22 protein-coding genes are annotated in these 16548 nt (G+C 68.1%); 7 read left to right on the forward strand and 15 right to left on the reverse strand.

Going from position 1 to position 16548, the window contains the following annotated elements; translation table 11 throughout:
• The coding region (locus tag ABW137_RS09135; RefSeq protein WP_526399068.1) for a DUF1697 domain-containing protein at positions 1-283 on the reverse strand (283 nt) is incomplete at its 3' end.
• Positions 280-561 (reverse strand): hypothetical protein, encoded by a 282-nt coding sequence (locus ABW137_RS09140; RefSeq protein ID WP_526399070.1) that lies wholly within the window; start codon positions 559-561, stop codon positions 280-282. The genes ABW137_RS09135 and ABW137_RS09140, both read right to left, overlap by 4 nt.
• Before the next feature lie 69 nt (positions 562-630).
• Here ABW137_RS09140 and ABW137_RS09145 point away from each other — a divergent pair, with 69 nt between their 5' ends.
• The gene (locus tag ABW137_RS09145) at positions 631-1077 is read left to right on the forward strand and encodes a PPOX class F420-dependent oxidoreductase (RefSeq protein ID WP_526399072.1); all 447 of its coding nucleotides are present in this window, start codon (positions 631-633) and stop codon (positions 1075-1077) included.
• Positions 1078-1133: 56 nt separating this feature from the next.
• On the forward strand, positions 1134-1304 hold the full coding sequence (locus ABW137_RS09150; RefSeq protein WP_526399074.1) for a DUF5302 family protein: 171 nt from the start codon (positions 1134-1136) through the stop codon (positions 1302-1304).
• Here ABW137_RS09150 and ABW137_RS09155 read toward each other — a convergent pair.
• The 9 genes from ABW137_RS09155 to ABW137_RS09195 form a co-directional block, all read right to left on the reverse strand.
• Positions 1301-2626: an acyltransferase family protein gene (locus ABW137_RS09155; protein ID WP_526399076.1), complete on the reverse strand. Its 1326-nt coding sequence runs from the start codon at positions 2624-2626 to the stop codon at positions 1301-1303. The two genes, ABW137_RS09150 and ABW137_RS09155, sit on opposite strands and share 4 nt — an antisense overlap.
• Before the next feature lie 48 nt (positions 2627-2674).
• Positions 2675-3886 carry an MFS transporter gene (locus ABW137_RS09160; RefSeq protein WP_526399078.1) on the reverse strand — a complete coding sequence of 404 codons (1212 nt, stop codon included), beginning with the start codon at positions 3884-3886 and terminating at the stop codon, positions 2675-2677.
• Between the two features lie 196 nt (positions 3887-4082).
• Complete coding sequence (locus ABW137_RS09165) at positions 4083-5711, reverse strand: monocarboxylic acid transporter (protein WP_526399080.1); 1629 nt, start codon at positions 5709-5711, stop codon at positions 4083-4085.
• On the reverse strand, positions 5708-6049 hold the full coding sequence (locus tag ABW137_RS09170; protein ID WP_526399082.1) for a DUF485 domain-containing protein: 342 nt from the start codon (positions 6047-6049) through the stop codon (positions 5708-5710). The genes ABW137_RS09165 and ABW137_RS09170 overlap by 4 nt, the downstream gene beginning before the upstream one ends.
• Positions 6050-6201: 152 nt before the next feature.
• Positions 6202-7938 carry a sodium/solute symporter gene (locus tag ABW137_RS09175; protein ID WP_526399084.1) on the reverse strand — a complete coding sequence of 579 codons (1737 nt, stop codon included), beginning with the start codon at positions 7936-7938 and terminating at the stop codon, positions 6202-6204.
• On the reverse strand, positions 7935-8300 hold the full coding sequence (locus ABW137_RS09180) for a hypothetical protein (protein ID WP_526399086.1): 366 nt from the start codon (positions 8298-8300) through the stop codon (positions 7935-7937). Before ABW137_RS09180 ends, ABW137_RS09175 begins: the two co-directional genes overlap by 4 nt.
• Positions 8293-9087: a LytR/AlgR family response regulator transcription factor gene (locus ABW137_RS09185; protein WP_526399088.1), complete on the reverse strand. Its 795-nt coding sequence runs from the start codon at positions 9085-9087 to the stop codon at positions 8293-8295. The genes ABW137_RS09180 and ABW137_RS09185 overlap by 8 nt, the downstream gene beginning before the upstream one ends.
• A complete protein-coding gene (locus ABW137_RS09190; protein ID WP_526399090.1) occupies positions 9084-10295 on the reverse strand; it encodes a sensor histidine kinase in 1212 nt (403 codons plus the stop codon). The genes ABW137_RS09185 and ABW137_RS09190 overlap by 4 nt, the downstream gene beginning before the upstream one ends.
• Positions 10296-10428: 133 nt before the next feature.
• A complete protein-coding gene (locus ABW137_RS09195) occupies positions 10429-10725 on the reverse strand; it encodes a DUF732 domain-containing protein (protein ID WP_526399092.1) in 297 nt (98 codons plus the stop codon).
• Between the two features lie 157 nt (positions 10726-10882).
• Between ABW137_RS09195 and ABW137_RS09200 the strand changes: the two genes are divergently transcribed.
• Together ABW137_RS09200 and ABW137_RS09205 are read left to right on the forward strand one after the other, a co-directional pair.
• Positions 10883-11458 carry an HhH-GPD-type base excision DNA repair protein gene (locus tag ABW137_RS09200; protein WP_526399094.1) on the forward strand — a complete coding sequence of 192 codons (576 nt, stop codon included), beginning with the start codon at positions 10883-10885 and terminating at the stop codon, positions 11456-11458.
• Between the two features lie 90 nt (positions 11459-11548).
• A complete protein-coding gene (locus ABW137_RS09205; protein WP_526399096.1) occupies positions 11549-11698 on the forward strand; it encodes a DUF1059 domain-containing protein in 150 nt (49 codons plus the stop codon).
• 37 nt (positions 11699-11735) lie between these two features.
• On the opposite strand, the gene ABW137_RS09210 is transcribed toward ABW137_RS09205, so the two are convergent.
• Both ABW137_RS09210 and ABW137_RS09215 read right to left on the reverse strand, forming a co-directional pair.
• A complete protein-coding gene (locus ABW137_RS09210; RefSeq protein ID WP_526399098.1) occupies positions 11736-12764 on the reverse strand; it encodes an Rv1157c family protein in 1029 nt (342 codons plus the stop codon).
• A gap of 44 nt (positions 12765-12808) precedes the next feature.
• Complete coding sequence (locus ABW137_RS09215; RefSeq protein WP_526399100.1) at positions 12809-13462, reverse strand: hypothetical protein; 654 nt, start codon at positions 13460-13462, stop codon at positions 12809-12811.
• A 218-nt stretch (positions 13463-13680) separates the two neighbouring features.
• Between ABW137_RS09215 and ABW137_RS09220 the strand changes: the two genes are divergently transcribed.
• Entirely contained in the window at positions 13681-14943 is a 1263-nt protein-coding gene (locus ABW137_RS09220; RefSeq protein WP_526399110.1) for a mannosyltransferase, read from the forward strand.
• Here the strand turns inward: ABW137_RS09220 and ABW137_RS09225 are convergent.
• On the reverse strand, positions 14888-15172 hold the full coding sequence (locus ABW137_RS09225; protein WP_526399102.1) for a 4a-hydroxytetrahydrobiopterin dehydratase: 285 nt from the start codon (positions 15170-15172) through the stop codon (positions 14888-14890). The genes ABW137_RS09220 and ABW137_RS09225 overlap by 56 nt on opposite strands.
• A 25-nt stretch (positions 15173-15197) precedes the next feature.
• Between ABW137_RS09225 and ABW137_RS09230 the strand changes: the two genes are divergently transcribed.
• Positions 15198-15590: a (deoxy)nucleoside triphosphate pyrophosphohydrolase gene (locus tag ABW137_RS09230; protein ID WP_526399104.1), complete on the forward strand. Its 393-nt coding sequence runs from the start codon at positions 15198-15200 to the stop codon at positions 15588-15590.
• A gap of 249 nt (positions 15591-15839) precedes the next feature.
• On the opposite strand, the gene ABW137_RS09235 is transcribed toward ABW137_RS09230, so the two are convergent.
• Entirely contained in the window at positions 15840-16007 is a 168-nt protein-coding gene (locus ABW137_RS09235; protein WP_526399106.1) for a hypothetical protein, read from the reverse strand.
• 62 nt (positions 16008-16069) lie between these two features.
• Here ABW137_RS09235 and ABW137_RS09240 point away from each other — a divergent pair.
• A partial coding sequence (locus ABW137_RS09240; RefSeq protein WP_526399108.1) for a GTP-binding protein occupies positions 16070-16548 on the forward strand: 479 nt, incomplete at its 3' end.

The raw sequence follows: 16548 nt of genomic DNA on the forward strand, positions 1-16548 counted from the left end.
CGACCTCCCTCTCGAAGGGGTACGCCTCCGAGATCGCCCGCACGACGTCGAGTTCGTAAGCCAGGACCCACGCGTCGTAGCCGAAGGCGTCACGCAACGCCGCTTCTGCTTTCCTGCGCACGCCCGCGACCTCGACCGTGCTGTCGAGCACCACGTTGCCGGTCGCCAGAACGGTCGTCACGTCCGTGAACCCGGCCTCGGTCAACGCCGTGGCGACGTCGGCCATCTTCAAGTTCACCCCGCCCACGTTCACGCCGCGGAGGAAGGCGACGTAGCGCGTCATCCGAACCCCGGCAGGATGCCCGCCGGACGTCCGATATCCGCGACGGACGGCAGATCGACGGAGTGCCAGGAGGATTCGGCGCGGGTTCGCAATCGTTCTGCCCACGGGCCAGGCGACTGATCGGACCCGTGGTAGTCGTACCGCATCCGGTCCACCAGCGCCACCGCCAACGGATCGCGGATCACGCCGTCGGAGCGCTCGGCCTCCATGCCACGCTCGTGCAGCGTCCACGCGGCGGTGGATACCCCTTCCACGGCGCTTTCGCCGATCGCGGTCATGCCAACAGTCTAGGAAGCGAGGTGAAGAATCGGGCCGGTCTCGCCCGCTGCGGTCGTAGGCTCGCAACCATGACCCGTCACGTGTTCGACGACAAGCTGTTGGCCTTGATCAGCGGGCACTCGCTGGGGGTGCTGGCCACGATCAAACGAGACGGTCGGCCGCAACTGTCCAACATCGCCTATCACTTCGATCCGCGCGAGGTCGCCATCTCGGTCTCGATCACCGAGCCCAGGGCCAAGACCCGCAACCTGCGGCGCGATCCGCGGGCGTCGATACACGTGAGCTCCGACGACGGCTGGGCCTACGCGGTCGCGGAGGGCGACGTGATTCTCACACCCCCCGCGTCGACGACCGACGACGACACCGTCGAGGCGTTGATTCAGCTGCATCGCAGCATCGCAGGCCAAGAGCACCCCGACTGGGACGAGTTCCGGCAGGCGATGGTCGACGACCGGCGCGTCGTGATGACGATGCCGATCTCCCACCTGTACGGCATGCCGCCGGGCAAGCGATGAGGCGTGGCACGGTGAACTCGGCGGTCGAACTACCGGTGGCGCGCTAGTCTTGCCGCATGGCCGAGGAACCCGAAGACGAGACCAAGCGCAAGTTCCGCGAAGCGCTGGAACGCAAGAAGGCCAACGCGGGCGGCGGCACCGACCACAAGGATGGCGGCCGCAAGCACGGTCCACGGTCGACCGGTCCCGCCGAGGCGCACCGCGAGTTCCGCCGCAAGAGCGGTTAGCAGGCCCCAGCGGCCGTGCGCGGCGCGGACGACGCCGTGGCGTCACCTGCCAACCGGCGCGCGCCGATCAACGCCAGCAGCATTACCGAAACGCAGTAGAGCCCTAGGTCTTTCAGGCCCCAACCGACTGAGGCCTGGGTGGCTGCTCCCGCGACCCCCCGCAGCCAACCGACGACGGCGCTGCGCACCCCCTGGCTCGTGAGGCTGCCGCCATCCCAGAGCGGCAGCGGGTCGTTCTCCAACGGCCGCAACGTCACGAACGCGCCACCCACCAGCACTGCCATCACCAGCAACTGCGCGACGCTGAGCGTCACGAAGTGCGGCTGTCCGGGCCAGCGCGCCAGACCGAGGTAGTCGAACGTCAGGTGTACCCCCAGCAGCGCTGGCATGTGCCACAGGTACAGCGTCATGGCGCCACTGTTGCCGATCACCGCCAGCTGCCACACCCTCGGCCGCGCGGCCCACCGAGCGATCGCGGGTGCAGCGGCAATTGCGAACGCGCACATCATGATCGCGTGACCCGTGAGAAGCAACGACGGCGGGAACATGTTCTTCAGCCGTTGACCGTCGATGCCGACGAGGCTCAACTCGTACGGTCCGAACCGCAGCAACGCCACGTTGACGGCGCACATGGCGGCGCCGAGCAGCAGCGCGCCGCGGGTGGTGATCAGTTCGCGCCGGTAGGCGACGCCGAACATGCCGGGGATCAGCCAGGCGACGAGGTTGACGTAGCCGACCGCCGACCATGTCGAGTCGTCGACGCGGACGGCGTCGACGAGCGCGATCACGCCGTAGCAGACCGTCACCGACGCAATCAGTCTCGGCGCCGTAGTGATTCGCGTCAGCAGCGGGACCGCCGCGAGGACCAGGACGTAGGCCCCCAGAAACCACAGGAGTTGGGTCGAGATCCCCGCAATGGATTGGTACACCCGAATGGGCACCAGATGCCGCAGCACGACCAGCGCCACCGCCCAGAAGGCCAGGTAGTAGAACACCGGCCGGTAGAGCCGTGTGCACCGCTTGAGCAACCACCCGCCCCAGCTCGCACCGGCCCGAAACGATCCGACGGACGCCGCCACCCCGGCGAAGAAGAACAGCGGCATGATCTGGAAGACCCAGGTGAGGGCCTGAAAGACCACGGACGTGGTCAGCAGATTGCCCCAATGGAAGACGTCGTCGTCGATGATGCTGGTCGCCATCACCGTGTGACCGACGACGACGCCGACGAGCGCGGCGATCCGGATGACGTCGATCGCGCGATCGCGGTCGCTGGGCGTCGCGGCCTCGATCTCGGCAGCGCTGGGAAAGACACGAGCAGCCATGCCGTGAATCTAGGGGAGCCTTGGCCGCCGAGGCCTAGGTAGATTCACTCAACTCTTGGCGGGTGCGCGCCGTTCCTGAACGATGATCGCGACCAGGCACAGCGCCGCAAGCACGGCCGCCACGACGGTGAAGCTGACACCCGCCGTGCGCATTCCGAGCTGCTGTGAGGCGAAGCCCTCGCTGATCACCGGCAGCGCAATGGCCACGTAGGCGACGACGAAGTACGTCGAGCTGACCTCGGCGCGCTGGTCGGCGGGGACGCTCTCGCCGACCGCCGCCAGGCCGCGGCTGAAGCTGATGCCCTGCCCGACACCCGCGACGACCGCCGCGACGAGCAAGGTCGGCAGCGACGAGAAATGAAGTGCCAGAGCCAGAATGGCCAGGCCGACGATGAGTATCGCGCACCCCACCGCGATCGCCTGACGCGAAGGAATGCGGCGGGCGGCGGGCTGTGCGATCGCCGAGGCGACGAAGATCGAGCTCGCCGCGATGCCCGCGACGAAGTGGTTGTCGATGCCGATCACCGACTTGACGAACGTCGGCACCACCGCCATGAAGAGGCCCGTGACGGCGAAGCCTGCAAATGCGGCCGTCGCGGCCGTCACGAAGATCGGACGCGTCTCGACGGGCACCGAGAGTCGTTGGAAGCCAAGGCGTCCGGTGCGTCCGGATGTCTCCGGCGTCAGCAGCACCGCTCCGATGGCCAGCGCGACGAGCGCGATGTGCACGACGAACGACAGCTGAAGCGGATCGGGGGCGTACTGGACGAGGGCGCCTGCCAAAAGCGGGCCCGTGCCAAGGCCGCCGATGTTGGCGACCGTGGCGATGGCGGTGGCACGATCGCGTTGGTCTGCCGGCGCGGACTCGACGATCGCTGCGGTCGCGGTGCCGGTGAAGATGCCTGCCGAGAGCCCGGAGAGGAGCCTGCCGACCACCAGCACCGGCACGTCGTCGGCGAACAGGAACACCACCGCACTGGCCAGTGCGAAGCCCGCGCCCAGCAGCAGCATCGGGCGTCGGCCCACCACGTCCGACCAGCGGCCGAACACCAGCAGTGCGACGAGCACGCCGACGGCGTAGGTGGAGAAGATGACGGTGGTCGTCAGCACCGTGAAGTGCATCTCGTCGGAGTAGAGCGCGTAGATCGGGGTCGGCAGCGTGGTGCCGAGCATGACCGTCGTGAATGCGAACGCCAGCAGCGCGAGGCCGATCCGGTCGCGGCTCCGGCCGCCGGTCGCGTGGGTCGGCGGCTCGGTCACTGGGGCAATCGTAGGCACGTGGCGGTCAACACCGCCCGGTGGCGCGAGATTCCGCAGTGTGGCCCAGACTACGAGTGGCCCTGACTACGGTGTGGCCCTGACTGCGGTGTGGCCCAGACTACGGAGTGCACCCGAGACTGCGGAAGATGACGAATATCAGGCGATATCCGTCATCTTCCGCAGTACCCGCGCCGGCTTAGTGCGCGATGGCCTTCTCGGCGCCGATGCCGGTCAGCGACCGAACCTCCATCTCGGCGTTCTTCTCCAAGTTGCCGGGGTCCGACGAGCTCAGCGTCCCGACGATGCCGAGGATGAACGCCAGGGGAATCGACACGATGCCCGGGTTGGCCAGCGGGAAGAACGCGAAGTCGACACTGGGGATCATCGCCGTCTTCGCACCCGACACGGCGGGGGAGAAGATGATCAGGATCAGGGTCGAGATCAGTCCGCCGTACATGCTCCACAGCGCGCCGCGAGTGTTGAAGCGCGTCCAGTACAGCGAGTAGATGATCGTCGGCAGGTTGGCGGCTGCGGCGACCGCGAACGCCAATGCCACCAGGAACGCCACGTTCTGACCGTTGGCCAGGATGCCGAGACCGATTGCCAACACGCCGAGCACGACCGCGGTGATCCGCGAGACCTTCACCTGCTCGGCCTCGGTCACCTTGTCGTTCTTGAGCACGCTGGCATAGATGTCGTGCGCGAACGACGCCGACGCGGTGATGGTCAGGCCCGCGACCACCGCGAGGATCGTGGCGAACGCCACTGCGGAGATGACGCCGAGCAGCACGACGCCGCCCAGCTCGAAGGCCAGCAGCGGGGCCGCCGAGTTGACCCCGCCTGCTGCCGCGAGGATCTTGTCGGGTCCGACCAGTGCCGCCGCGCCGTAGCCCAGCACCAGGGTGAAGAGGTAGAACGCGCCGATCAGCACGATCGCCCAGACCACCGAGCGGCGGGCTTCCTTGGCCGTGGGCACCGTGTAGAAGCGCATCAGCACGTGTGGCAGTCCCGCGGTACCGAGCACCAGGGCCAGCGCCAGGGAGATGAAGTTGATCTGCGAGGTCAGAGAACCGCCGTACTGCGCCCCTGGGGCAAGGACGTCGCGCTTCGCGACCCCCTCGGTGGTGGCACTGGAGATCATCGATTGCGCAGAGCCGAGGATTTCGGAGAAGTTCAGGCCGAACTTGGCAAGCACCATCACCGTCATGAGTCCGGCGCCGAGGATCAACAGCACGGCCTTGATGATCTGCACCCAGGTGGTGCCCTTCATGCCGCCGACGAGCACGTAGACGATCATCAGCACGCCGACCACGGCGATCACGACCGACTGCCCGCTCTTGCTCTTGATGTCCAGCAGCAACGCGACCAGACCGCCGGCGCCCGCCATCTGCGCGAGCAGGTAGAACAGCGACACCGTCAGCGTCGACGTGGCGGCCGCCACCCGGACCGGGCGCTGCTTGAGCCGGAAGCTGAGTACGTCGGCCATCGTGAATCTGCCCGTGTTGCGCAGCAATTCGGCGACGAGCAGGAGCGCCACCAGCCAAGCCACCAGGAAGCCGATCGAATACAGGAAGCCGTCGTAGCCGTAGACGGCGATGGCTCCTGCGATGCCGAGGAAGCTGGCCGCCGAGAGATAGTCACCGGCGATGGCGATGCCGTTCTGCGGACCGGAGAACGAACGCCCACCGGTGAAGAACTCGTCGGCAGTGGCGTTCTTCTTGCTGGCCCGGATCACCACGATCATCGTGATGACGACGAACAGGGCGAAGATGCCGATGTTGGCGGCCGGGTTGCCGACCGTGGAATCCGCTGCATACAAGGTCACTTGACGCGTCCTTCCAGCTCTTCGCGGATCGCGGCCGCGCGCGGATCGAGCTCCCGGTTGGCGAAGCGCACGTAGATGCCGGTGATCGCGAACGTCGTGAAGAACTGGCCCAGCCCGATCAGCAGGCCGACGTTGACGTTGCCGAACACCGGGGTGGCCATGAAGTCGTGGGCGAACGCACCCAGCACGACGTAGGTGGCGTACCAGATGAGGAAGAACGCCGTCATCGGAAACACGAAGCGGCGCAGGCGACGCTTGAGCTCGACGAACTCGGGCCTCGCCTGCATGTCGAGAAACTCTTGGCCACTGTGGGCCGGTGGAAGATCGGTCGTTGACACCGCGTCCTCTCCTGACATTCGATTGTGTGCCGGAACTTGCAGGTGAGCATATTGAGAGCCAGGTCACATCAGGGCCGGTTTCGTGGGCCGGACGCCAAAGCCGGGCAGGCCTGCGCTGAGCGGTTCCTCGCGGGCGACGAACGGTCCGAAGGTCAGGAGCGGGGCAAGCGCTCGACGCCCATCCCCAGCCCTTCTGGGACGTGCATCCTGGCGAAGACGCTGGCCACGTCCGGTGGCCGCGACGACGCCGTGACCCGGCTGACCACCACCATCGTGAAAAAGGCCAGTGGAACGGTGATGGCGGCGGGGTAGCCGACGATGGCGGCGGGCCAGCCACCGAGCAGTCGGTCGTCGATGCCGCCGGTGATGGCCAACGTGGTTGCCACGCCGGACGACACGCCGCCGACCGCAAGCCCCCACGCCGCCCCGACGCTCGTCAGCCCGCGCCACCAGATGCCCAACACCAGCAGGGGGCACAGCGTCGACGCCGCCACCGCGAAGGCGAGGCCCACGCTGCGCGACAGTTCCAACGACGACGCCAGCAGCGCCAACGGGATCGGCACCAGCCCGCCGATCAGCGCGGCGACGCGGAAGTCACGCACCCGGCCCCGCAGCACGTCGGTCGACAGCGCGCCGGCGATGCTGACGAGTAGGCCCGAGGACGTCGCGAGGAATGCGGCGATGGCTCCGGCCGCCACCAGAGCCGCCAGCACGGCGCCGACGCCTCCGCTGATCGCGGCACTCGGCAGCAGCAGCACGGCGGCGTCCGAGGTGCCGGTGATGAGAAGCTGCGGCACGAACTGTCTGGCGAACACGCCGAGCAGCGTCGGAAACAGATAGAACAGCGAGAGCAGGGCGATCACCGCCAGCGCGGTCCGGCGAGCCGCCCTGCCGTCGGGATTGGTGTAGAACCGCACCAGCACGTGGGGCAGTCCCATCGTGCCAAGGAACGTCGCGACGATGATCGACAGCACTTGATACAGAGGATGGCTGCCGCCCAGACCGCGCCCCGACGCGATCCAGTCGCTGCCCGTGCTCGGCGCACCCGCGACGACCGGTGTCGCCGCACCCGCTGCCAGCGTCAACGTGCTGCCCCGACCGAGCGTGTACCGGCCCGGCGAGGCGAACGGCGTGTCGGCCACGCGCTGGCCGTCGACGTCGCCGGTGATCCGGATCCCCGCGGGCTCGGCGACCTGGACGACCACGTCCGTCTCGACCGTCACGGTGGTCTGCTGCAACACGGTGGGCGGCAGTGGTGCGTCGAGGTTTGCGCCGTCGCGGACGAAGAGCACCGCCAGAGCCAGGGCGGGCACGGCTATCGCCGTCAGCTTCAACCAATACTGGAAGGCCTGAACGAACGTTATCGACCGCATTCCGCCGCCGACGACGTTCACGATCACGATGGCGCCGACCGCCAGCGGACCGACCCAGACCGGCAGACCCAGAAGCGTTTTCAGCGCCAGCCCCGCGCCCTGATACTGAGGTACCAGGTAGAAGACGCAGATCACCACCACGACGAGCATCGCGATCTTGCGCAATCGCGGTGAACCCAAACGGAATTCGGCGAAGTCGGGCACGGTGTAGGCGCCCGAGCGGCGAAGCGGCGCGGCCACGAACAACAGCAGGGCGAGGTACCCCGCGGTGAAGCCCACCGGATACCACAGCGCGTCGGCACCGTACTTTGCGATCAAACCCGCGACACCGAGAAACGATGCAGCCGAAAGGTATTCGCCAGAGATGGCGGCCGCGTTCCACTGCGGGCCGATGCTACGCGAGGCGACCAGGAAGTCCGACGTCGTGCGGGACAGTCGGATGCCGTAGACGCCGATGCCGATCGTGGCGAGGGCCGCAGCCAGTAGGGCGGCAGCCGTCAACGGTGCGCCGGTCATGGTTCGCCGTCGACGACGCGGACGAAGTCCTTCTCACCCTGCTCGGCCAGCCGCACGTACAGCCGCCCGACCCCGTACAACACCGGATAGACGAGCACCGCCAAGATCAGCCAGTTCAGTCGGATGCCGAGCACGTGTACCTCGGCGATCTCGGGAAACATGCCCATCAGCAACGGGATTGCCGCCACCGCGCACACCACCACCGCGGCCAGCCGCAAGGCCAGGCCCAGTTGGGCGCGCACCAGGCCACGCACCAGTGCGTCGCCGACCTGGGTCTGCTCCTGTACCTCGACGCGCGTGCGGATGACTCTGGCGCCCCGGCGCTTCGCCAGGATCACCCGCTCCCGCTGCGGCCTAGTCATCGCCCGGCCTGAGATTGCGCATCGGCTCCCGGATCAGCCGGTCGCGCAGTTCGCGTGCCTGTCGTCGGCTGACGGGCAGCTCCACCGGTGGCGACGCGCCGTTCGCGCGCAGGCGTACCAGCACGGCGCCGTCCGCCGTCCGCAGCCCGATCACCAACCGCAGCGCCACCAGGTAGGACCGGTGGATGCGCTGAAATCCGCGGTCCCGCCAACGGGATTCGAGGATGCTCAGGGGAATCCGCACCAGGTGCGCGCCCGACTCGGAGTGCAGCCGCGCGTAGTCGCCCTCCGCCTCCACCCAGCCGATGCTGTCCCTGCGCACCAGATGAGTGATGCCCCCGAGCTCCGCGGGGATGACGTCGTCTTCGTCGTTCTGGTCTCTGACTTCGTCGCGGGGCTGGTCGATCGGTGCGGCGAGCACCCGACGCACGGCCTCGTCGAGCCTGCTCTGCCTGATTGGCTTGAGTAGGTAGTCGACGGCGCCGACGTCGAACGCCTCGACGGCCTTGTCGTCGTGAGCCGTCACGAACACGACGGCGGGACGATACGAGTAGTTGGCGAGCACACCTGCCAGCTCGAGACCGCTCAGCCCCGGCATGTTGATGTCGAGGAAGACCGCGTCGAAGGCCTGACGGTTCAACTCCCGAAGGGCCGAGGTCGCATCGCTGGCCTGGAACACCTCGCCGATGCAGGCGTGCCTGCCCAGCAGGTAGACCAGCTCGTCGAGCGCGGGTGCCTCGTCGTCGACGGCCAGCACGGTGAGCAGGGCTCTGTCCGTCTTGCTCACCCGAATGCACCTCCGCCGGCCCGGACTCCCGACCGGAACTTCGGGACCCGCATGATGACCTTGGTACCCGCTTCCACGGCCGTCTCGACCACCAGACCGTAGTCGTTTCCGAACGCCGCCCGCAGGCGATGGTCGACATTCGTCAGCCCGACGTGGGCCGAATGGCCGTTCACGTTGGGTACCCCGTCGGCCAATGCGTCGGCGGGCCCGGATCGCAGGGCTTCGGGTTCCATCCCGACGCCGTCGTCCTCGACGGTGATGACGCAGTCGGTGCCGTCGTCACGCGCGACGATCTCGACGGTGCCACCGCCGCGACCGGCGAACCCGTGCCGAACCGCGTTCTCCACCAACGGTTGCAGTGCCAGGAACGGGACGACGACGCCGAGCATCTCGGGCGCCACCTGAAGCCGGACGACGAGAGCGTCGCCGAACCGGGCGCGCTCCAACGTCAGGTAGCGGTCGATGTTGCGCAGTTCGTCGGCCAGCGTGGTGAACTGCCCGGCGGCGCGAAACGAGTAGCGGGTGAAGTCGGCGAACTCGAGGATCAGGTCGCGGGCGCGGTCGGGATCGGTACGCACGAACGACGCAATGGTGTTGAGCGCGTTGTAGATGAAGTGCGGACTGATCTGGGCGCGCAACGCCAGCACCTCGGCACGGTCGAGGCGGGCGCGCGACGCGTCGAGGTCGGCGAGCTCGAGCTGGCTGGCGGCGTAGCTCGCGACCTCGCCGATGGCGCCGAGCATGCCGGGCCCCGGCTGGCGGGACGTCACCGCGACCAGCACGCCCAGCGCGTCGCCGTCGTCGGTGAGCAGTGGTTGGGCGACCATCGCTCCGGCGCGGTGCGCCGACATGATGCGGCGCTGCCCCGCCAGCGCCTCGGTTGCAGCGCGTTCGGCGGCGTCGAATGCGTCGGGTGTCCAGGTCGCACGGTCCGACGGGTCATGGGCCAAGCGATCACCGGCAGCGTCGAACACCACGACGGCATCGGCACCGGTGAGCTGCCGAAGGACGGGCGCGGCACGATGCGCGGATTCAGCGTCGAGTCCGTGCCGCAACGCGTGCGCGGCGAGGGAGGCGGTGTGCAGCGCGTCGTGCACGGCCCGCTCGGTGGGGGTCGCGACGACTCGTCGGGTGCGCACCGCGACGACCGCCGCCGCGGTGGCCAGAATCAGCGCTGCCACCAGTGCAATCGCAAGCTCGCCCGGCATCTCACCTCACATCTCGTGCGGGTGCTCGTCACCTTAGACCGGCCGAAAGGCGACACTGCAGATAGACGTCCTCGCCACGATGCCGCGGCCGCCTGCTGATCCGGGCCTGCGGCCAGTGGCGAGTCGTCGTCGCCTACTGAACGGGGCAGGCGTACTTTCTGGCCACGTCCATCACTCGCTGCTGGGCTCCGGGGCCGATGACACCCTGAGCGGCCAGTTCCAACCCGATGTATCCCGGAAAACCGCCGATGCACGCTTGGTGAGCAACTCGCCAGGCGGTGTCTGGATTCAGGTGGTAGCCATTGCGTTCCAGGCCTTGCAGGTATTCGTCGAATGCCGGCGTGCCCTGGTCTGGCACCGCTTGAGCCGTGCCGGCCAACGCAATTGCCGCAACGACCGCCGCGACGATAGGCGCGATCACCCGTCTCATGTCCGTCTCCTAGCGGTGTATCCACCCGGTATCGGCTCAACGATCGCACACCCCACGGCAAACAGTCCCGCGAACCGGCCAACCCGTCCATGCCCGAGCAACTGCGGCCGGTCGGCTCCGCCGAAGTCCCGGTGGCCGGTCACCTTAGACTGGCCGAATGGCGAAACTGCAGCTAGTGCAAGATCCGGCCGCCGATGAGCTGTTGGAGTCCAACCCCTTTGCGCTGCTGGTCGGCATGATGCTTGATCAGCAGATCCCCATGGAGGTGGCGTTCGCCGGACCGCGCAAGCTCGCCGATCGCATGGGTGGGCTCGACGCTCGTCAGATCGCCGACTACGAGCCAGAGGCCTTCATCGCGCTGTGTTCGGAAAAACCTGCGGTGCACCGGTTTCCGGGCTCGATGGGCAAGCGCCTGCAGACGCTGGCCCAAGCCATCGTCGACGAGTACGACGGCGAGGCGGCCGCGATCTGGACCGCCGGTGATCCCGACGGCGCCGAGGTGCTGCGTCGGGTCAAGTCCCTGCCCGGCTTCGGCGATCAAAAGGCGAGGATCTTCCTCGCGTTGCTCGGCAAGCAGTACGGCGTGACGCCCGCGGGTTGGCGCGAGGCAGCGGGGGACTACGGCAACGTGGGAACGCACATGTCCGTGGCCGATGTCGTCGATGCGGGCTCGCTGGAGAAGGTGAGGTCGTACAAGAAGGCCGCCAAGGCGGCAGCGAAGGCGAAGGCCTGAGCCATGGATGAAGCGAAGGCAAAGGCCTGATTCCCGCACTAGGGCGAGGCGCGGAGGTCTCGCCTTGCGTGCTCGTGGGATCGTAAACGCATGGCGAAAACACACCTGAGCTGTCCCTGCGGGGAGGCTATCACCGGCACCGACGAGGACGACCTCGTCGAGAAGACCCAGCAGCACCTCTCGGAGGCGCACCCCGGCAGGGAGTACGACCGCGAGATGATCCTGTTCATGGCCTACTGACCCGCTCGCGCCGGTCGAGTTCCGCGGACGGTCGGCGTCAGGGGACGACCGTCGAGCCGATCGTCGGCATGAACTGACACTGTTTCTCCGTGGTGGAGACCTGTCCGAAGATCGTCGACATGATGCTGCCCGATCCGGTGTCGGCGATGACCGTCAGCGTCGTCGGCCCCTGGGGGTTGATGTCTGCCTGCGGCTTGAGCGTCGCGGTACCGGACTTGCCCGTCGTGAGATTCACCCAGGTGACATTGAGCGGCAGCTTCTGCACCGCGGCGGGACCGGGGGTGCCCATCGCCGTGAACACGTAAGCCGTCTGGCCGGGACCAGGGCCGGGTTTCGGGATCGACGCGGGACCAGCGACCGAGATCGCCGTCGCCAGCACGTTGCCGCCATCGCTGGTGCACCCGTTGCCAATCGACGGATACATGAAGTCCTGCGTGGTTGGGGCATCCGGGCCGAACGCGGGGGACGGCGTCCCGTCGGGGCCGACGGGTGCGGCCAGTGGGGCCGCGTCCGGCAGGGGCACTGCGTCGGGAGCGGGCACGGCGTCCGGCGCGGGGGCCGCCTCCGGCGTCGGGGCAGGCGGGGGTGCCGGAATGACGGCGTCGGGCGCAGGTACCGCCGCGGGAGCCGGCGCCGCCTCGGGGGCAGGCGCGGCGAGGCCCTCTGCCTCGGGAGCGGGCCCTGCGGCGTGCGCGGGGTTGACGCCCTGCGGCAGATGCGCCTCGGTACCGGGTAGCGCACCCGCCGCAGGCACGTGAGCCACCTGCGGATCGGCGACGAACTGGTTCACCGCCGCCGCCACGTTCTTCGAACTGTCCGGTGCCGCACTGTTACCCGCGAACGCCGCGGCGGCGGCCATCAACATTGACGCGGCGTTCGACGGGTCGCCCGCCGCCTGCTGAATGGCAGGCCCGAGGCTTTCCATCGCGGGCAGACCAGGCGCTTGCAACCCGCTGATGGGCAGCGGCAGCGGTGGCGCGGGTTCCGCGTGGGCGGCCGGCTGACCGCTCAGCGTCAGCGCGGCCGACGCACCCAGTGCGACTAGCAGCGTCCTGGTCGATGGCATGGCTCTCCCTGATTCGTAGGTTTAGCGGTCGAGTTCGGCGGCGATCAGGGCAGGCCGGATACCGGGAACATCAGAGGCGCCAGGTTGCCCATCGCGCTGGGCGGTGCTGCCGGGACGGCGGCTGCCACGGCTGCAGGAGCGGCAGCCACCGCGGGTGCAGCGGCCGTTGCGGGCAGCGTGGCGGGGACCGCGGTCGGTGACTTGGGCAGCAGGTTGGCCAGAGGAGTGCCTGCCGGCATCAGGGAGGCCAGATCACCGGGGAAGTTGACCTGTTGCGGCAAGGGCAGGGGGCTGCCGGGGACCTGAGGGATCTGCACCTCGGCAGTGGGGATCAAGCCCTGTGCCGGTGCCGGGGCGGCGGGGGCGGCCGCGGGAGCAGCGGCCGGAAGGCCGGTCGCCGGAAGGCCCGTTGCGGGAAGCGCGGCGGGCGCCTGAGGCAACGACACCGAGGCCGTGGCGGCGGGAGCGGGCGCGGCGGGGGCCGCCGCGGCGGCAGGCGCACCGGAGAACGCCGATGCGAGTCCCTGCAACATCTGCGGGGCCATCGCCGGATTGAGGAAGGGCAGGTTCGGCACGTTCGGGATCGCCGGCGCGGGCGCCGGTTCGGCCGACGCGGTAGCGCTGAGCACCAGTGCGCCGGGTACCGCGCAGGCGGCGGCAATCACGCTGGTGGCGAACAATTTTCTGGCGAAGTGCATGGTTCTCCCGATCCGTTGAGGGCACGTCTTCACCGAAGCTACGGAGTTACTGAAGTTACTCAAGTGACACGTGTGGCATTTATGCAACCGTTACTGACACGACGGCCGATGGTGACCGAACGGGCCTGGGCGAGCGAAGCGGCGGGAGTGACGGGCCTGGGCGAGCGAAGCGACGGGAGTGACGGGCCTGGGCGAGCGAAGCGACGGGAGTGACGGGCCTGGCGAGCGAAGCGACGGGATTAACTACAGTCGGAGCAATCAGCGCCACACCCGCCAGGCCCGCCGCCACGCTGCGCGACCGACTCGTCGGCGCCGCGCCGTACCTGCTCGCACTGAGCATCCTCGCGCGTCTGGTCCTCACGTACGTGGCCCCAAACGGCGCGAACTTCGTCGATCTACACGTCTACGTCGGCGGCGCGGCGACCATCGGCACCGGTGCGCCGCTGTACGACTTCGTCTATGCCGATCAGACTCCCGACTTTCCCCTGCCCTTCACCTATCCGCCGTTCGCCGCCCTGGTGTTCTGGCCGCTGCACCTCGTCCCGTTTGGGCTGTTGGCGTTGCTCTGGCAGCTCGGGACCATCGCCGCGTTGTACGGCGTGGTGTGGGTCAGCCTTCGCCTGCTCGGCCAACCCGACCACCGTCTCGCGATGGCGTGGACGGCGGTGGGCGTCTGGACCGAACCACTGCGGAGCACCTTCGACTACGGCCAGATCAATGTGGTCCTGGTTCTCGCGGTGCTCTGCGCCGTCGACAGCAGCCGGGGGTGGCTTTCGGGACTTCTGGTGGGGCTCGCCGCGGGCGTCAAGCTCACCCCCGCAGTCTCCGGGTTGTACTTCGTCGGTGCCCGCCGATGGGATGCCGTGGCGTTCTCGGCGGTGAGCTTCTTTGGCACCGTTGGACTTTCGATGCTATTGCTCGGCGACCAGGCGCGGTACTACTTCACCGATTTGCTCGGCGACGCCGACCGGATCGGTCCCATCGGTACGTCGTTCAACCAGTCGTGGCGTGGCGCGGTGTCACGGATCCTTGGCCACGACGCGGGCTATGGACCCGTCGTCGTCGCCGCACTGGTGGTGACGGCGGTCGTCGCGCTCCTCGCCTGGCGGGCGGTGGGCGCCGATGACCGCCTCGGGGCGATCGTCGTCGTTCAGCTCTTCGGACTGCTGCTCTCGCCCATCTCTTGGACCCACCACTGGGTGTGGTTGGTTCCCTTGATGATTTGGTTGTTGCACGGCGCTCTGAGCGACCGCCGCGGCGCTCGGATCCTCGGCTGGGGGTGGTTGGTGCTGACGCTCGTCGGCGTGCCGTGGCTGCTGAGCTTCGCGCAGCCGACCATCTGGGAGATCAGTCGCCCGTGGTACCTGGCGTGGGCAGGGCTGGTGTACGTGGTGGCCACGCTGGCCACCCTCGGGTGGGTTGCGGCTACCGGCCGACGATCGAGTCGATCTCCCGAGCCATCTCGAGGTCCTTTTCGGTGATGCCACCCTCCGAATGGGTAACGAGCGTGAAAGTCACCGTCCGCCAACGGATGTCGATGTCGGGGTGATGGTCCTTCTGTTCGGCCCGCTCGCCGACCCGGCGGACCGCGTCGATGCCGTCGAGGAAGGCCGGAAACTTGATCGACCGGTGCAGTGTTCCGTCGGAGTGCTCCCAGCCGTCGAGGTCGGGCAGTGCGGCGTCCACTTGTTCGTCCGTTAACACAGCCATCGTTCCGACGTTATACCGTCGCTGCGTGTCGAACCAGGTCGTCGTAGCGGGTGCACTGATCTCCGGTCGCGCGCTGCTGGTGGCCCAGCGCAAGCGACCGCCGGAGCTGGCAGGCATGTGGGAACTCCCTGGCGGCAAGGTAGTCACCGGCGAGAGCGAAGCCGATGCGCTGGCCCGCGAGCTGGACGAGGAACTAGGCGTCGAGGTAGCCGTCGGCGCTCGGCTGGGCCACGACGTCGTTCTCGGCGATGCGATGACGTTGCGCGCCTATCTGGTGACGCAGACTGGCGGCAGCCTCCAGCCGCGCGACCACCGCGCGCTGCGATGGGTGACCGCTGGCGAGCTGGACGCGTTGGAGTGGGTGCCCGCCGACCGGGGGTGGGTGCCGAATCTGGCGGTTGCGCTGCGCGAAGGCTGACGACCGTGGGCCTCGGGCACGTCAGATGCCGCCCGGATTCATCCGCGAGGCCCACGCTCGACGACGAACGGGTGACATCCGGCACACCGTCAGGCAGCAACCCCGCAGCGGGGTCTCGACGGCCATCGCCGAGGTCGCCGCGTCGACCGGTGCTGGATGTGCCGGGCCAGCGTGTCGGTCCGTCCACGCCTTCCGCGCTGGACGACGAGCAGTCGACGCGCGAGCGGGAACCCGCGTTTGGCCAGGTAATCAGGCCTTTCTGGCGCGTTTGAAGACCTTCTCGAGCTCCTTGCCCCGGATCCCCGACAGCTCGGCCTTGTGCACCTTGTGCAGCACCAACGGGCACCGCTTGCATCGCGGCTTGCTTCGGCAGCACTTCTTCTTGGGCTTGGTCGTGGCGAACTTCTCGAACTTCACGCTACCGTCCGGCGCCTTCCCTCGTTTTCGCGAATGCCCACCCACGCTGCGACAATCTTGACGTGGATGCTCGCCCCGATTTTCGCAATGTCGCCATCGTCGCTCACGTCGACCACGGTAAGACCACCCTCGTCGACGCCATGCTCCGGCAGTCCGGGGCACTGACGCACCGTGGCGACGACACCGTCGAACGCCTGATGGACTCCGGTGACCTGGAGAAGGAAAAGGGCATCACCATCCTGGCGAAGAACACCGCCGTGCACCGTCTGAACCCGGACGGCAGCATGACCGTCATCAACGTGATCGACACACCCGGCCACGCCGACTTCGGTGGCGAGGTGGAGCGCGGCCTGTCGATGGTCGACGGCGTGCTGCTTCTTGTCGACGCGTCCGAGGGTCCGCTGCCGCAGACGAGGTTCGTGCTGCGCAAGGCGCTGTCCGCGCACCTCCCGGTGATCCTGTGCGTGAACAAGACCGACCGCCCCGATGCGCGCATCGCCGAGGTGGTCTCCGAGAGCCACGACCTGCTGCTCGACGTCGC

The sequence above is a fragment of the Mycobacterium sp. genome, assembly GCF_040509115.1.
Lineage (GTDB): Bacteria > Actinomycetota > Actinomycetes > Mycobacteriales > Mycobacteriaceae > Mycobacterium.

What these genes read in the sequence shown, in the direction of transcription:
- ABW137_RS09190 (WP_526399090.1), bottom strand. Translation starts at nt 10,295, where the DNA reads ATGCCGGGCGAGCTTGCGATTGCACTGGTGGCAGCGCTGATTCTGGCC.
- ABW137_RS09145 (WP_526399072.1), top strand. Translation starts at nt 631, where the DNA reads ATGACCCGTCACGTGTTCGACGACAAGCTGTTGGCCTTGATCAGCGGG.
- ABW137_RS09195 (WP_526399092.1), bottom strand. Translation starts at nt 10,725, where the DNA reads ATGAGACGGGTGATCGCGCCTATCGTCGCGGCGGTCGTTGCGGCAATT.
- ABW137_RS09175 (WP_526399084.1), bottom strand. Translation starts at nt 7,938, where the DNA reads ATGACCGGCGCACCGTTGACGGCTGCCGCCCTACTGGCTGCGGCCCTC.
- ABW137_RS09155 (WP_526399076.1), bottom strand. Translation starts at nt 2,626, where the DNA reads ATGGCTGCTCGTGTCTTTCCCAGCGCTGCCGAGATCGAGGCCGCGACG.
- ABW137_RS09200 (WP_526399094.1), top strand. Translation starts at nt 10,883, where the DNA reads ATGGCGAAACTGCAGCTAGTGCAAGATCCGGCCGCCGATGAGCTGTTG.
- ABW137_RS09150 (WP_526399074.1), top strand. Translation starts at nt 1,134, where the DNA reads ATGGCCGAGGAACCCGAAGACGAGACCAAGCGCAAGTTCCGCGAAGCG.
- ABW137_RS09210 (WP_526399098.1), bottom strand. Translation starts at nt 12,764, where the DNA reads ATGCCATCGACCAGGACGCTGCTAGTCGCACTGGGTGCGTCGGCCGCG.
- ABW137_RS09140 (WP_526399070.1), bottom strand. Translation starts at nt 561, where the DNA reads ATGACCGCGATCGGCGAAAGCGCCGTGGAAGGGGTATCCACCGCCGCG.
- ABW137_RS09180 (WP_526399086.1), bottom strand. Translation starts at nt 8,300, where the DNA reads ATGACTAGGCCGCAGCGGGAGCGGGTGATCCTGGCGAAGCGCCGGGGC.
- ABW137_RS09225 (WP_526399102.1), bottom strand. Translation starts at nt 15,172, where the DNA reads ATGGCTGTGTTAACGGACGAACAAGTGGACGCCGCACTGCCCGACCTC.
- ABW137_RS09205 (WP_526399096.1), top strand. Translation starts at nt 11,549, where the DNA reads ATGGCGAAAACACACCTGAGCTGTCCCTGCGGGGAGGCTATCACCGGC.
- ABW137_RS09215 (WP_526399100.1), bottom strand. Translation starts at nt 13,462, where the DNA reads ATGCACTTCGCCAGAAAATTGTTCGCCACCAGCGTGATTGCCGCCGCC.